Genomic DNA, 16692 nt, shown 5'->3' on the forward strand with positions numbered 1-16692 from the left:
TCATAGGGCTTATGATTTTAGTGTCTTATAAGTTAATGAAAAATATAAAATACTGAAATACAATATTTTGTGAGTCAAAAGATCGATCTTCAGAAATTTTCGCAGGAATCTAAATCAGAACTACCTGCCAATAAAAAGCTCAAGGAAAAGCTAAAGAAGACCAAGCCGAAAAACTTGGATGAAACTTTTCATCAATTGCACCAGCAAACTTTTGAAGAAATAGATTGCTTGGATTGCGCAAATTGCTGTAAAACGACGAGTCCTATTTTTCTCCAAACAGACATCGATCGATTAGCAAAGGTATTTAGAATGAAGTCCAGTCAGTTTATCGATACCTATTTGAGAAGGGACGAAGATGGTGACTATGTGCTGACTACTGCTCCATGTCCTTTTTTAAATCAGGACAATACTTGCCTTGTTTATGAAGATCGGCCGAAGGCTTGTCGTGAATATCCTCATACGGACAGGAAAAATATGCTCGGAATTTTAGACTTAACTCTGAAAAATACGCTCGTTTGTCCTGCTGTTTTCAAAATTTTTTACGAGATCGGCAAAGATTATAGGAAGTGAAGCAATACTTTTGCTTTTTTGGCAATCAAACCTATCAAAATAACTATGAAGTCAACGGATACTCAGTTTCTAGGAGTAGATGTGGGAGGCACCCACTTAAAAATTGGATTGGTCGACAAGGAAGGTAATATACTTGACTTTCAGAAGGAAGACACTACACCTTATAGAGATCATCCGGATGGATTTGGGACTTGTTTCGTGGATATCATCGGAAAGTATCTTGAAAAATATCCAGCAGTTGAAAAAGTGGGAATTGGTCTTCCTGGTATGATCACTAAGGATCGTTTGACTCCCTTAGAAATTCCAGCAATTCCAGGATTGAATAATTTCCCGCTAAAAACAAGCCTTTTAGAGAAATACAGCAACCATCAGTTTTTCCTTGAAAATGATGCGGCAGCAGCAGCGATAGGGGAGTTTTACTTCGGTAAAGGAGAAGTTTCCGACAATTTCCTTTTCATCACAATGGGAACAGGCATTGGAAGCGCACTTGTCTTGGATGGAGAAGTGTTTAAAGGTTCCAGAGGGAATGCTTTGGAAATGGGCCACATGCTTTCTCGAGGAAATGCTGGCTTGGAAACACTTGTGGGTAGAAATGGAATCCTTAGAATAATGGATAATCTGGTGTCTGCCTATCCAGAAAAAGCAGGAGAACTTGTTGGAAAAGAACTTGGAACGCACTTATTGGTAGATACAGCAAAGGCAGGAAACGAAGTTTCTTTGATGGTATTCAAAGAAGTGGCAGAAATCCTCAGTGAAGCAATTGTATCCACCATTCGGATTGTAGACGTGACCGATGTTTATTTCGGAGGAGGGATATCTGCCGGACTAGAATTTATGATGCCTACCATTGAGTACAATACCCGAAAATACTTGACCCCGTATTATGTCAAGGACCTCAAGCTCAAAAAAGCTACGCTTGAAAACAATGCAGGCACTTTAGGAGCAGCAGCCCTCTGCTTTATGGGTTCAGGGTTGTAATAGTTACTTCTGACACTTTACTGATCGCATTCATTCGAAAAAGAACCTTTAAAGGTTCTTTTTCCATTTCTACCCCCTCACAATCGCCAGAAGGCTCTAGGAAGTAATAGAAAAAACTTTGGCTTTTATCCATCAAATCCACGCGATCTGGTCTTCCAAAAGTCTTGATAATAGCTTGGTTATCGGCTCCTAAGAAGGAATTCTTGATTCCTTTAAGCTCCTCTAGGTCTTGCAATCGTAATCCTTTACAACCATACCGATCTGACTTCCAATTTTCAAGGTTAATTTTTCCAGCGTCTAAAGGACCACTGCAAGAAGCCAAGAAGAAAATGAAAACTGGAAGTGTCAATAGGAATCGTTTCATGGTAGTATATAATTTCAGCGACAAAGATCGTCGGATTTAGTTTCGAATTTTATTAATCAAAGGAATAAATTAAGAATAGAACTCCGAATTTTCTGATTAATTGAACCTCACGGAATTGCGATGAAAAGGTGGGGCCGGGAATTGATTTTCGTCCAAAGACCAACTTAAAGTCCGTCCTTCAGGTTTGACCAAATAGACTATATTAGCACCCAATTCATCAAAAGTTATGATTTACAGATTTGGAAAAGCCTTCTACTATCTCAGCGTGTTGGCATTTATATTCTTCTTACTTTATTTCTACTCTGCTCTTCCAGAAAAGGTGGGAATTGGAATTTCGGATGCAGGTGAAGTGAACCGAGAATGGGAAAAAGGAACCTTTTTCTACGGGATGATAGGTTCGTTTATTGTTCTCAATTTGGTTACTCTTTTTACTCCCAAATCCTTGGAAACCAAAGCCAATAAGAAGTTGCATCGATTGTTTCCCATTGGCGATGTGTATCGAGATTACTTATTGGGGTGGTTTTATTCTTTTGCAGGATGGATCAATTTGAGCTTGGCTGTTCTTGTACTCTATGTACACTCGATCAATAATCAAGAAGAAATCACAGTATCCTCTTTTACCTTTTGGTTTTATCTTTTGCCGTCCTTGCTTTTTATTTGGGTGATTGGACTATTCATTCTTTTAGTTGGCAAATTCAAATCTGTACAAGCGTCTTAAAAAGCTATGGCTGAACCAGTAAATTATACAGAAGATAGTATCAAATCCCTGGATTGGAGAGAACATATCCGACTCAGACCAGGGATGTATATTGGTAAATTGGGAGATGGAAGTGCCCAAGATGACGGGATCTATGTCTTGGTCAAGGAAATCCTGGATAACTCTATTGATGAGCATATGATGGGATTTGGCCGGACGATCGATGTCAAAATCTCCGAACACCGTGTCGAAGTCCGAGATTATGGACGTGGCATTCCTTTAGGAAAAGTCATCGATTGCGTATCAAAAATCAACACCGGGGGAAAATACGATTCAGGAGCATTCCAAAAATCCGTAGGTCTCAATGGAGTCGGTACCAAAGCCGTCAACGCACTTTCGGATTATTTCAAAGTTCAATCGTTTCGAGAAGGAGAAACTAAACTGGCGGAGTTCGAAAAGGGGATTCTGATCAATGATGCTCCGATAGAGAAAAGCACTGAGCGAAATGGAACTCGGACCACCTTCACACCGGATAATAGCATATTCAAAAACTACCATTTTATACCAGAATACCTTGAAAATCAGATTTGGAATTATGCATATCTGAACGCAGGTCTGACAATCAATTACAACGGGAAAAAGTATTTTTCTGACAAAGGTCTCTACGATTTGCTTTCCAATAAAATTGATGAGGAAAGCATTCGATATCCCATTATCCACTTAAAAGGAAATGATATTGAAATCGCCATGACTCACTCTGGGAGCTATGGGGAAGAGTATTATTCCTTTGTCAATGGACAATACACCACTCAAGGAGGAACTCACTTGGCAGCTTTCCGTGAGGCTATTGTGAAGACTATCCGAGAATTCTACAAAAAGGATTACGATGCTTCAGATATTCGTCAGGCTGTTGTAGCTGCGATTGCTGTACGGGTTCAGGAGCCGGTTTTTGAATCTCAAACCAAAACCAAGCTTGGCTCGCAAAATATTGGTCCTGATGGTCCAACGCTTCGAACCTTTGTCAATGATTTTGTAAAAACAGAACTGGACAATTACCTCCATAAAAACCCTGCGGCAGCGGATGCGATTTTAAAGCGAATCCTGCAATCCGAGCGTGAGCGAAAGGAAATATCAGGAATTAAAAAATTGGCTAATGAGCGAGCCAAGAAAGCTAATCTTCACAATAAAAAGCTAAGAGATTGTAGAATACACTACGATGATCCAAAAGGCGATGAGGACTTGAAAAATAAGACCATGCTTTTTATCACCGAAGGGGATTCGGCATCCGGTTCAATTACTAAGAGCCGAGATGTTCAAACTCAAGCAGTATTCTCACTTCGAGGTAAGCCGCTCAATTGTTACGGCATGACCAAAAAAGTCGTGTATGAAAATGAAGAGTTCAACCTCCTTCAGCATGCTTTAAATATTGAAGATGGCATTGAAAATCTCCGATATCGTAAGATTGTAATTGCTACGGACGCGGACGTCGATGGTATGCACATCCGTCTTTTGATCATGACATATTTTCTTCAGTTTTTCCCTGATCTTGTGAAAAATGGCCACCTCTTTATTCTGGATACTCCTTTATTCCGAGTAAGAAACAAGAAAGAAACCATTTACTGCTACTCTGACGAAGAACGGCAAAGAGCTATCCACAAACTTGGAAACAAGCCTGAAATCACTCGATTCAAAGGGCTTGGAGAGATTTCCCCAGAAGAATTTGGAAACTTTATTGGGGAGGATATTCGCTTGGATCCGATTATCCTAAATAAGGATACCAAAATTGCTGATTTGCTCTCATTCTATATGGGCAAAAACACACCTGATCGGCAAACCTTTATTATTGATAATTTGAGAATAGAGAAAGATTTGGCTTTAGATGATCCGAAGAAAGCGGAGGAGGAAGAAACTGAAGCTGCTTAAGATAATCGAAATCAACTCTATCCACTATGACTATGTATCCGGTTGGGATACCTAAAACAATTGAACTAGTACCTCATGAGTGACGAAACTATACTTCCGGAAGGATCAGATCAAAGTCTGCACGATTCAGTTCCTGTGACGGGAATGTATAAAGACTGGTTTTTGGATTATGCATCCTATGTAATTCTAGAACGAGCCGTACCTGCTATTGAAGATGGACTAAAACCTGTTCAGCGAAGAATTCTCCATGCCATGAAAGAGATGGATGATGGGCGATTCAACAAAGTGGCAAACATCATTGGTCAATCTATGCAATATCACCCGCATGGAGATGCTTCGATTGGCGATGCAATTGTCAATATGGGGCAGAAGGACCTTCTAATCGAGACACAAGGCAACTGGGGTGACGTGCGCACTGGTGATAGTGCCGCAGCGGCTCGATACATTGAGGCAAGACTTTCCAAGTTTGCCCTTGAGGTAGTATTTAATCCTCAAACCACCGAATGGCAACTTTCCTATGATGGAAGAAAGCGTGAGCCAATCACGTTGCCGGTAAAATTCCCTTTGCTTCTCGCTCAGGGAGTAGAAGGAATTGCAGTTGGACTTTCTACAAAAATTCTTCCGCACAACTTCCGAGAATTGATTGAAGGATCTATCGAAATCCTCAAAGGAAATAAAACCAATGTCCTTCCAGATTTCTTGACTGGAGGTATGGCGGACTTTTCAGAATACAATGAAGGTCTAAGAGGCGGTAAAATAAAAGTTCGGGCAAGAATTGAAGAAGAGGATAGCAAAACGCTCTTAATCAAAGAAATTCCATTTGGAACAACGACTGATTCTCTGATAGATTCTATCCTTAAAGCCAACGATAAAGGGAAAATCAAAATCAAAAAAGTCGTCGATAACACGGCTAAAGATGTCGAAATCCAAATTCAATTGGCTCCAGGAGTTTCTCCGGATGTGACCATCGATGCCTTGTATGCATTTACTGACTGCGAGGTTTCAATCTCTCCGAATGCGTGCGTCATTATTGATGAAAAACCGGTTTTCCTCACGGTAAATCAAATATTAGAATACAATACCCACCAGACCAAAGACCTTCTCAAAAGAGAATTGGAGATTCGGAAAGGTGAGCTGATGGAAAAGTTGCTCTTTTCCTCATTGGAGAAAATCTTTATCGAAAATCGAATTTACCGAGACATCGAAGAGTGTACCACTTGGGAGGCTGTTTTGGAAGCGATCGATAAAGGACTTGATCCATATAAGCCTGATTTTTATCGAGAAATCACAACAGATGACTTATTAAGACTGACTGAGATTCGAATCAAACGGATTTCTAAGTACGACTCCTTCAAGGCAGATGAATTGATGAAGCGCCTTCAGGAAGAATTGAAGGAAGTGAATTACAACCTCAAGCATCTTACAGAATTTGCCATCAAGTATTACCAAAACTTGCTGGAGAAATATGGAAAAGGTAGAGAGCGAAAAACCGAAATCCGAACCTTTGATACTATTCAAGCAGCAGTCGTAGCAGCCAACAATGCCAAACTTTATGTGAATCGAGTAGATGGTTTTGTAGGCTTCGGATTGAAAAAAGACGAATATGTCTGCGACTGTTCTGACTTGGATGACATTATTGCCATTCGGAAGGATGGTAAAATGGTAGTCTCCAAAATTCAAGAAAAGCTCTTCATGGGGAAAGACATTCTTTTTGTGGGAGTATTCCGAAAGAATGATGAGCGTATGACCTATAACTTGATCTACTTAGATGGTACTTCGGGCAGATCAATGGTCAAGCGGTTCCAAGTAGGTGGAATCACGCGCGACAAAGAATATGACCTTACCAAAGGAACTAAAGGTTCAAAGGTCTTATATCTTACTGCCAATCCAAATGGAGAAGCCGAGACTATTACTGTTTACCTTACTCAAGGAGCAAAAGCACGGGTAAAAGTATTCGATTTTGACTTTGCAGAAATTGAAATCAAGGGTAGAGGAGCTGGTGGAAATATTTTGACCAAGTACCCAGTTCGCAAGGTTCAATTTAAAATGGAGGGTAAATCCACACTTGGTGGGTTAAATGTATATTATGATCCTTCGGTAGGTCGATTGAATACTGATCAGCGAGGGCGAATTATCGGAAATTTCCTTGGAGATGATAAGATTCTCGTATGCTACAAAAACGGGGATTATGAATTAACTGGATTCGAATTGACAAATAGATTTGAGCCATCCGATGTGGTGCTTATTGAAAAGTTTGATCCAAATAAGGTGATATCTGCGATTTATTACGACGGTGGTACCAAGACTTACTTTGTGAAGCGCTTTCTGATCGAAACCACCACAGTTAATAAACGATTCAATTTCATTTCAGATCACAAACAATCCTACCTCAAAGTTGTCACTACCGACAACCAAGCCCAAGTTGAGGTTACAGTTCAAAAAGGGAAAGAGGAGGAAACGCTAGAGTATGATCTTGAAATGTTGATTGATGTAAAAGGCTGGAAGGCAATCGGGAATAAAGTGAGTGCTAACACAGTCAAGGAAATCAAATTAATTGTTTCTGAAAAAGCCCAAGATTCGGAATCAAATGATGAGGCGGAAGGGGATGAAGAAATCCTTGAATCCGATGAATCTGATGATTTGGAAATTGGGACTAAAATTGACCTCAGTCCAAAAAAGGATGACGAGGAACAATTGGGATTATTTTAATCGCATCCATGCAATATCCTGACGGATCAAACGAATTTGACCAAGGACTCTTGGATTATTTGGGTCAGTATATCACAGACCATAAAAAAGCGGTTATGGAGCGTGTTCTTGCGAAAAGGACCCGTTTCATAACCGTTGTTTTAGAGGACATTTTTAAACCTCACAATGCGAGTGCAGTCATTAGAACCTGTGATTGTTTTGGACTTCAAGATTTGCATGTCATTGAGAAAACCAATGAATACAAAGTCAATCCCTATGTCACTCGGGGAGCATCCCAATGGGTAGATATCCATAAATACTATTCTCCGGAAGGTTCATCTGTTCAAGCTTGTTTCAGCACTTTGCGAGAAAAAGGATATAGAATCTATGGCACAAGTCCAGATCCAGCATCCATCTCAATTCATGAGTTGCAACCCTCGGAAAAAATTGCACTGGTTTTCGGGAATGAACATGAAGGAATAAGTGAAGAGGTGAAAAAAAATGCAGACGGTTTGGTTCACATTCCCATGCTAGGATTTACAGAAAGCTTTAACATTTCTGTTTCCGCATCTATTTTTCTTTTTGACTTATTGAAAAAGGCAGAGAAGTTTAAACATTCTGATTTTTACTTAAGTGAGGATGAAAAGAACGAGCTCCGAATGAAATGGTATCGAGAGATTGTCAAACACTCTGATATCCATGAAAGGGTTTACAAAAATCAAGGTAAATCATAAACTCCCAGACTTCAGTTCTTTTTGTTGAATAGCTCCGAAAATGGGTTGGAGTTAGAGTTTGATCTCTTGTTTCTTTGACGTTGGCGTTGTTTTCGTTTTTGCTCCTTACTTTTCACCAATACAGTACGTGCTGAAATTCCTACCTGACCTCTGAAAAACTCTTCTCTTCCTGAAATATTAAAATTGGGCTTGTAGTCAAGAGAAATAACGGCATTTGCCATCGTCATTTCTATACCACCAATAAGATCAATACCAAACGTTTGATTTCCATAGGTATGGATAATTTCACGGGTTGCTTCATTTTTCAGAAAGCTTTCCTCATTGCCTAAAGCAAGACCAGCACCTAAATAGTAATTAAATCGCTTTGAAATAATTGGGCGATGGTTTTCAGCCAATAGCGAAAACGTGGTATTTCTGTTAAAATCAGTCTGAAGAATACCTTCCACAGTTAGGCGATCTTGAATTCGCTGTTGCAAGGAAATCCCAATCGTTCGGTTCAAATCGGAGTTTCCAAGACGCAAGCCAAAAGCTGTTCCATAACGCTGCGAAAAAGAGCTAAATGATCCCAGAAGAAAGCAGAAAAGAAGGATGGTTTTTAGGTAGTTCATGGTTTCAATCGAAAAGGAAAAGCATTTAATCAAATCCTATTCCAAGAATCAAATCTAGTAGAACATCAACCCTTGCTACATAAAGCAAAACTTTGAATTCAAAAAAAAAAGGTTGCCTAAGTGGCAACCCCAAACATGAATCAAAAGGTATCAGAGGAATTCCTCAAAAGCCTTTAGAAAATCTAAATCAAGCTTCTTGAATGGTGATTTTTTCGATTTTATCACCTGCTCTAATCGCGTCGATTACTTCAAGACCTTCTACAACTTTTCCAAAACAAGTATGATTTCGATCTAAATGAGCGGTGTTGGTTCTACTATGACAAATGAAAAACTGAGAGCCTCCTGTATTTCTTCCAGCATGCGCCATAGACAACACACCTCGATCATGGTACTGATTGTCGCCATCCAATTCACAATTGATTTTGTAACCTGGACCACCGGCACCATTACCTATTGGGCAACCACCTTGAATCACGAAATTTGGAATGACACGATGAAAAGTAAGTCCATCATAAAAGCCTTTATTGGCAAGATCTACAAAGTTCTGAACGGTATTTGGGGCGTCTTTTTCATAAAATTCCACCTTCATGGTACCTTTTTCAGTAATTATCTCTGCTGTTCTCATAAGAATAAAATCAATTTTGGGTTGTTCAGTTGAAACTAGTTTTATCGATCGCAAAAGTAGGCTTTTTCGGAAATAAAATTGGATAAAATTCCTAATTGAAATCAGACTCTTAAAAATCCACTTCCAATTAATTCAAGAATGCATCTTCTTTAACCATAAAAAATGCCCGATTTTCACCGGGCACTTGGTTATAGTTGGGTTTATAAATAATTACAATGGTCCTCCCATAAGCAACTCTTCATCCGCAAAATCCTTAAACTTTTCAAAGTTGATTTTAAAGGCTTGAGCAAGTTCCTTTGCCTGAAAATCGTAAGCGTCTTGATCTTTCCAGGTCTTTTTAGGGTCCAAAATATCGGAGGGAACTCCAGGACAAATTTTTGGAACGGCAAATCCGAAAAATTCATCTTTTCGATATGGAGCATAATCTAATTTTCCTTCTAAAGCTGCCGAAATCATCGCTCTTGTATAGGAAAGCTTCATTCTATTTCCTATTCCGTAGGGTCCACCTGTCCACCCGGTATTGACCAACCAAACATTGACATCATTATACTCCATTTTCTCCCCAAAAAGCTTGGCGTAAGCAGTGGGATGAAGCGGTAAAAAAGCGGCTCCAAAACATGCCGAAAAGGTGAGTTTAGGCTCTGAAATTCCCATTTCGGTTCCGGCTACTTTTGCAGTATATCCGGAAATAAAATGATACATCGTCTGACTTTTATTCAATTTTGAAATAGGAGGGATGACTCCAAAAGCATCGGCAGTCAGAAAGAAAATGTTTTTTGGAGCTTGTGTGACAGAAGGAATGACACTTGTTGGGATATGGCTCAGCGGATAAGCAGTCCTCGTATTTTCTGTGACTTGAGCATCCTGAAAATTGATCTCACGAGTACCTGGAAAAAATCGAGTATTCTCTACGATTGCGCCAAATTTAATGGCTCGAAATATTTCAGGTTCCTTCTCTTCGCTCAAATCTATAACCTTGGCATAGCAACCACCTTCAAAATTGAAGAGTGAATCACCATCCCAACCATGCTCATCATCACCAATCAATTTACGTTTAGGATCTGCTGAAAGCGTAGTTTTACCGGTTCCGCTCAAACCAAAGAAAATGGCTGAATCTCCATCCTCGCCGACATTGGCAGAGCAATGCATAGAAAGTACATTTTTCTGAAATGGAAGGATGAAATTCAAGGCTGAGAATATTCCTTTTTTCATCTCTCCCGCATAGCCGGTTCCTCCGATTAAAATAATCCGCTTGCTCAAATTAATAATGGAAAAATTTCCGTTTCGAGTGCCATCCAACTCGGGGGAAGCTTCAAATTGAGGAACACAAATAATGGTAAAGTCAGGTGTAAATTCGGTTAATTCTGCTTTATCCGGTTGTATAAACATGTTATGGCAAAATAGATTATGCCATGCTAAGGTGTTTAATACTCGAATTGAAAGTCGATGTCTAGGATCAGCTCCTGCAAAAACGTCTCGAACATATACTTCATGGTATTCCAAAAAGTACTTCATTTTTGAAAAAAGGGCATCAAACTTTTCCTCGTCAAAAGGAATATTGATGTCTCCCCACCATACACTGTCTTTGGTAGTTTCGTCAAAGACAATGTAGCGGTCTTTGGGTGATCTTCCGGTAAATTTTCCGGTGTCAGCCATAAGGGCACCTGTCGAAGTCAAAACTCCTTCTTTCCGAGCTAGCGAATGTTCCACTAGCTCGGCTGGACTCAGATTGTAATACACTTTTTCTTTTGCCTCAAAATTCAAAAAGGAGAGAGGCGATTGAATGGATTCCAGAACAAGGTCCTGCATAAATTTTGGGTTTATATACTGAAAATGGTTGAACAAAAATAAGAAATGAAATCAAAAACAAATATCAAAAAACCTCATTTTTTAGCTTTTCAATCGATTTCGAAGAAAAATCCAAAAAATATTTGGTGAGTGAAATTTGACTTTGGGAAAATGAAAATCTATTTTCTCAAAGACCTAAAAATCTGAAACCGATAAGCGAATCGATAAGGTCAATTTTTGCAATCAAGTGACAAAAAAGTTTATCATTGCAGTTAATTAAACCCAAATCATCTATCACTTGGAAAATCAAACAACTTCAGAATTTAGCGGGGGCACTGCATTTGGACATCCGAAAGGCCTGATGACTCTTTTCTTCACCGAAATGTGGGAGAGATTCAGTTATTATGGGATGAGAGCTCTTTTGATCTTATTTATGACCAAAGCCATCGCTGACGGTGGTTTAGGTTTTGATGATAAGACTGCAGGAGCAGTTTATGGTCTCTACACGATGGGAGTTTACCTTTTGGCTTTGCCTGGAGGTTGGCTAGCCGATCGTTTGTTTGGATTAAAGCAGTCCGTATGGTATGGCGGCATCATCATTGCGATGGGACATTTTATGATGGCTTTACCAGGGATTGATGGATGGATTAATGGCTATGACACAGCTAAAGTCAGTCTTAGCACCTTAGATACCACCTCCTTTTTCCTTGGCTTGATTTTAATTGTCTTGGGCACAGGCCTTCTTAAGCCAAATATTAGCTCTATTGTTGGTCAGCTATATCCGGCTGGAAGTTCCAAACGTGATGCAGGCTTTTCCATTTTTTACATGGGGATTAATATCGGCGGGTTTATTGCACCTTTGGCATGTAGCACAGTTGCTGAATTTGATATCCACATGGGATTTGGCTTAGCCGGCTTAGGGATGGTTTTCGGACTAATTCAATACAAACTCACTGGTAAGTCTTTGGAAAGATATGGAGAAGCTCCTTTGGTTTCTACTCCGTCAGAAAAAGTGGCTCAATCCAAGTTGAAAAAAGTTTCTTCTTGGATTGGAATAATCACTGCTGCTGTGGTTGCAGTATTATTTACAGGTGTCATCCCTATCAATGCGTCAGCAATTGCGAGTGCCTCAGGTACTGTAATCGCAGTAGTAGCCTTTGGATATTTGGGATATGTCATCGCGTTTGGAGGTCTTAAAAAATCCGACAAAAATAAAGTAGGAGTAATCGCAATCTTATTTATCTTCTCTGCAATGTTCTGGTCTGGCTTTGAGCAGGCTGGTTCCACACTTAACCTTTTTGCAGAACGTTTCACAGATCGAACTATCCTAGGCTGGAATATCCCAACCGGATATTTCCAATCAATCAATTCCCTATTCATCATCATCTTCGCCCCATTCTTTGCTGCGATTTGGGTATGGCTGGGAAGAAAAAATCTTGAGCCTAGTTCTCCATTAAAGTTTACCATTGGTCTATTGTTACTAGGCCTTGGTTTTTTTGTGATGTATTTCGCTACAAAAATTGCCGCATCGGGTGAATTAGCAGCTCCAAGCTGGCTTATAATAACCTATATGCTTCACACCTTCGGTGAGTTGAGTTTATCTCCTGTTGGACTATCCTTAGTAACCAAACTAGCTCCAAATGGCTATGGTGGACAAATGATGGGAATCTGGTTCCTTTCTGTGGCTCTAGGAAATCTATTTGCTGGTCTAATTGCTGGTGAGGCAAGTGGCGGAACTGAGGAAGGACTTGCAGCAATGCCTGACCAATTTATGATGATCGTTTATACTGTAATTGGATCGGCTGTAATTCTATTTTTACTTAAGCCAATTCTTCGAAAGATGATGGGAGAGGTGCACTAAACCATGAATTACTAATTCCTAAAAAAGGCTACTTTAGAAATCTAAAGCAGCCTTTATTTTTTCCTAGTGAGTGAGAAGAATCTCAACGCCTATTCAATCGTGCATTTAACTTTTGAAGGGATGATTTTCGAAATAAAGATCAAATCAAGGTATCCATTCAACCAAAAGTTCAGTAATCAGCTTTCCTAGGTCTAATATTGATAGTGATAATCCAATTACTCTATTCCAAATTAAAGGACGCTCTAACGTCATTTTTGCTTTTCTGATTATCCGCATTTTACCACTAACTAAATGAATGAGGGTTTGAAAATCCATTTCAATTGCTGTTGACTGTCGTCAGTGGTCAGTGGACTAATATCCGAAACATACGGAACCTGAAATTCACCTACTCGCAGAATTACGGATATTAATATTAGCTTCTATGGAGAAAGAAAAGTAACCGAATAATTCACTTCGAATGTTTCAAAATAGGAGCGAATGATTGTCCAAAATCATTCTTGTATAGAGAAGATAAAGCCTTTACCTAGTTGATTATGGCTCACAAAAGAAGGAAAACAGTTTTCAGCAAATGGAATTGAATTACAATTTGATTTATTGAGGGTACTACGAAAAACGCAAAAATCAAGATTGTTTAAATGGCCCTATTTCCTTGATTGAAACAGCCTACTTTATTTTGATTCAATTTTGAACTGGATATAAACAAAAAAGACAGCTACCGGAAAGTAGCTGTCTTTAAAGGATTAACCCTTGAGGATTAATTCAAGAACTCGTCAAATGTCAAGCTTACAAAGTACATGGTACCAACTGTTGGGTTACCCCAAGCTTGACGATATCCGTCATTAAACAAGTTGGATCCACCCACTTTCAAGATTGATTTTAAGCTCTTCAACTTGTAGCTTAATTGCGCATCAAACGTTCCGAATGCTGGCATTACAGACTGCTGAGAAGCAGAAACTGCTGGTCCTACAAAAGAAGACTGCCATACGAATTCACCCTGCCATCTGTAAGACAATGCAAAACCAAGATTCTTTACTACTTCACGGTTTGCAAAATTGAATACATAACGATACTCAGGCGTATTGAAAGCTGGCTGGAAACCAGTCTCAGCAAGTTCGCTTAGGTTAGAAAGGGTGTTGAAGGAAACATTACCACCGATTGAATAATTCTTTGGCAATTTGTAATCCATACCCAATGCCCAACCCCAAGAACGGATAGTTTCAGTTCTGTTTACAGGAATTGAGAATACATTTCTAGTATTTGCTGAAAGCAAGTTCAATCCTAAAGCTGATGCTGGATTAGCTGGATTTGGAGCAGCATCTTGGATCAAAACTTGACCGCCGATGAAGTTTTCAAACTTGTTGAAATAAGCATAAGCATCAACCAATAAGCGATTAGAGAAGAGACCTTTGTAGCCAATCTCATAAGATTTTACTCGCTCAGGCTTAAACTCAGTCAACTGGAATGAAGTCAACTTGTCCTGATTTGCTTGAGCCGCAAATAAAGGCACCAATTGAGGCAAAGCAGCTGTAATGAATGCCTGAATAGCAGCAGGATCATTTGGCAATTGACCAGCAGCGATTGCAGCAGCAGCTCTTCGTTGTGCTTCTTGGAAAGCTAGCTGTTGGATAGCTGGATTCTGAGTAGATGCAAGGAATGCAGCTCCATAAGCAGACACCGTAGAAAGTGAATAAACAGGGTTATTGCTGAAATTATATCGATCTCTGAATAATGGCAATCCACCTAACAAGCGAGCTTGCGGAGTTACTAGGTCAATGTATTGATCCTGAGTGGTAGGAATTCTAAAGCCAGTCTGGTAAGATGCTCTGAAGTTGTGATTTCCTGCAGAATAAACCCCAGAAACACGTGGAGACCACTGTCCTTGGAAGTTTTCGTTCTTATCGTAGCGAACAGATCCTGTCAATTTGAATTTATCATTGAACATTCTCTTCGCACCTTGAATGTATCCTCCGTATTCTTTGATTCTAAATTCATCACCATTCTCATCAACAGCGAAAAGCGTTTTCTCAGAGTTCAAAGCATAGATTCGGTAGTTAGCACCGATTACAAAATCAGCCCATTTGATGTCCTTCAACTGATAAGAACCTTCTACGTGATACAAGTTTGTTTTATCGACAAACTGAGATCCGATACGACGAGGAGCAGTTTGGAATTGACCTGGGATAGGAGTAGAGGTAGTGGTTGCCAATGCCTGTCTGAAAGCGTCTGTTCCAGGAACTAGTCTTCCTTGATCTGCCACGCCTCTCGCCGCTGCATGAGCTACGTCATCGCTAGCACCTTGTAGTTTCGCCTGAGCAAATGCTCCTACATACTGACCAAACCAAGTTTCGGAAGGCTTCCAAGCTTCGTTGATCGCATTTGCAGCAATACCTACGGCAAAAGCATCTCCAGATCTCTCCTGAGTGGTATATGCTCTTAAATACCAATGAGAACCTCTCAATTCAGCCTTATACTGGCCTAGATTAAAATTGGCGATAGAATATCTATCTGCACCTGTGTAAACAGTAGTTCCAAATCCATAATTTCCTTGGAAAATTGCTTCCACTCGGTCATTTAATCTCCAATGAAGTGCGGCATTCAATTTCAAGGACTTAGTTCCATAATCAGCCAAATCGCGTTCAGCATATCCAGTTCGTGATACTTGAGTCTGAGGAATGATTCCCAACGCTGCAGAAGGCAACAACCCTAATGAAACAAGCGATTGAGCTACTGAGAACATGTTTTGAGAACTTTCATCCCCATAAGTATTTACTCCATTATATCCTGGGTTAGTAGCTCTAGTTCCAGAAAGTCCAAATCCATTAATCAAAGATTGGTCACGGAAGTCATTAGCTTGCCAGTCATCTGCTCTGAGGTATCCTACATTTACTTTGAAAGCAACCTTATCGCTAAATGCTTTTGCATATCGTGCGCTGAAATCATAAAATCCTGTGCTAGGATTTGATCTTGAACTTTCGTTCATAATTCCAGATTTCACACTTGCAGAAAGACCTTGATATTGGAAAGGGTTTTTTGAATTCATCAACAAAATACCATTGATGGCATTTGGTCCATAGAGTGCAGAAGATGCACCTGGAAGCAATTCAACACTTTCAAGATCCAATTCAGAAATACCTACAATATTACCTACCGAGAAGTTAAGACCTGGAGCCTGGTTGTCCATACCGTCAATCATCTGAACAGTTCTAACGTTACCATTTGCGTTAAAACCTCTTGTATTGAAGGATTTAAAGGTCAAAGATTGGGTAGACATTTCTACCCCTTTCATATTATTCAAAGCGTCATAGAAGGAAGCCTGAGGCACTTCACGAATCGCGATGATGTCCATTTTCTCCACAGAAACTGGAGATTTCAAAATACTTTCTTCAACCCTAGAAGCAGAAATAACCACCTCTTGTCCAAGGATGGAAGATTCTGAAAGGGAAATCGAAAGATTAGAAACTCCTCCTGTAATCTCTACTTCTTGGGAATTGTATCCCACCATAGAGAACACCAAAGTAAAAGGAGGTTCTTGGTTGACATTAAGGGTAAACTTACCAGACAGGTCCGTGATTGTTCCAATCACTTTGCCCTTAACGATAATATTTACACCGACTAAAGTCTCCTTGGTTTCTGAATCAGTCACCGTTCCGGAGATCGTTGTTTGGGCCAATGCAATTGAGCTTCCAATGGAAACTAGCAATGCAAGTGTAAACACTGAGGCCCAAATCCTCTTGGTAAAACTTTTCATAGGCTATTTCAAATTAATTTTAGGATGATTTTGAGTTTTTGGTTTTTGCCTAACACTAAGGCGAAATTTATATCAAAAACCCAATTTCCAATACGTAGGGATTAAAAA

General features: G+C 39.7%; 12 protein-coding genes. 7 read left to right on the forward strand and 5 right to left on the reverse strand.

Annotated elements, in window-relative coordinates; translation table 11 throughout:
- The first annotated feature begins 69 nt into the window (after positions 1-69).
- Entirely contained in the window at positions 70-570 is a 501-nt protein-coding gene (locus tag AO498_RS11295; protein WP_202814229.1) for a YkgJ family cysteine cluster protein, read from the forward strand.
- A gap of 45 nt (positions 571-615) precedes the next feature.
- The gene (locus AO498_RS11300) at positions 616-1548 is read left to right on the forward strand and encodes an ROK family protein (protein WP_067547534.1); all 933 of its coding nucleotides are present in this window, start codon (positions 616-618) and stop codon (positions 1546-1548) included.
- Here the strand turns inward: AO498_RS11300 and AO498_RS11305 are convergent.
- A complete protein-coding gene (locus tag AO498_RS11305) occupies positions 1529-1912 on the reverse strand; it encodes a hypothetical protein (protein ID WP_067547537.1) in 384 nt (127 codons plus the stop codon). The genes AO498_RS11300 and AO498_RS11305 overlap by 20 nt on opposite strands.
- Before the next feature lie 226 nt (positions 1913-2138).
- Between AO498_RS11305 and AO498_RS11310 the strand changes: the two genes are divergently transcribed.
- From AO498_RS11310 to AO498_RS11325, 4 genes are all read left to right on the forward strand, one after another.
- The gene (locus AO498_RS11310) at positions 2139-2630 is read left to right on the forward strand and encodes a DNA topoisomerase IV (protein ID WP_067547540.1); all 492 of its coding nucleotides are present in this window, start codon (positions 2139-2141) and stop codon (positions 2628-2630) included.
- A 6-nt stretch (positions 2631-2636) separates the two neighbouring features.
- Positions 2637-4532, forward strand: a complete 1896-nt coding sequence (locus AO498_RS11315; protein ID WP_067547543.1) for a DNA topoisomerase IV subunit B — start codon at positions 2637-2639, stop codon at positions 4530-4532.
- Between the two features lie 75 nt (positions 4533-4607).
- Entirely contained in the window at positions 4608-7241 is a 2634-nt protein-coding gene (locus AO498_RS11320) for a DNA gyrase/topoisomerase IV subunit A (protein WP_067547546.1), read from the forward strand.
- A gap of 8 nt (positions 7242-7249) precedes the next feature.
- Entirely contained in the window at positions 7250-7954 is a 705-nt protein-coding gene (locus AO498_RS11325; protein WP_067547549.1) for a TrmH family RNA methyltransferase, read from the forward strand.
- An 11-nt stretch (positions 7955-7965) separates the two neighbouring features.
- Here the strand turns inward: AO498_RS11325 and AO498_RS11330 are convergent, their stop codons facing one another.
- The 3 genes from AO498_RS11330 to pckA form a co-directional block, all read right to left on the reverse strand.
- Positions 7966-8562, reverse strand: a complete 597-nt coding sequence (locus AO498_RS11330; protein ID WP_067550437.1) for a hypothetical protein — start codon at positions 8560-8562, stop codon at positions 7966-7968.
- Between the two features lie 187 nt (positions 8563-8749).
- Positions 8750-9187, reverse strand: coding sequence for a peptidylprolyl isomerase (locus AO498_RS11335; protein WP_067547553.1), 438 nt, complete (start codon positions 9185-9187; stop codon positions 8750-8752).
- A gap of 210 nt (positions 9188-9397) precedes the next feature.
- Positions 9398-10996, reverse strand: coding sequence for a phosphoenolpyruvate carboxykinase (ATP) (gene pckA / locus AO498_RS11340; protein ID WP_067547556.1), 1599 nt, complete (start codon positions 10994-10996; stop codon positions 9398-9400).
- A gap of 340 nt (positions 10997-11336) precedes the next feature.
- Between pckA and AO498_RS11345 the strand changes: the two genes are divergently transcribed.
- On the forward strand, positions 11337-12836 hold the full coding sequence (locus tag AO498_RS11345) for a peptide MFS transporter (RefSeq protein WP_236778665.1): 1500 nt from the start codon (positions 11337-11339) through the stop codon (positions 12834-12836).
- A gap of 754 nt (positions 12837-13590) precedes the next feature.
- On the opposite strand, the gene AO498_RS11350 is transcribed toward AO498_RS11345, so the two are convergent.
- Positions 13591-16584: a TonB-dependent receptor gene (locus AO498_RS11350; RefSeq protein ID WP_067547562.1), complete on the reverse strand. Its 2994-nt coding sequence runs from the start codon at positions 16582-16584 to the stop codon at positions 13591-13593.
- Positions 16585-16692: the final 108 nt, after the last annotated feature.

This window comes from Algoriphagus sanaruensis, assembly GCF_001593605.1.
GTDB lineage: Bacteria > Bacteroidota > Bacteroidia > Cytophagales > Cyclobacteriaceae > Algoriphagus > Algoriphagus sanaruensis.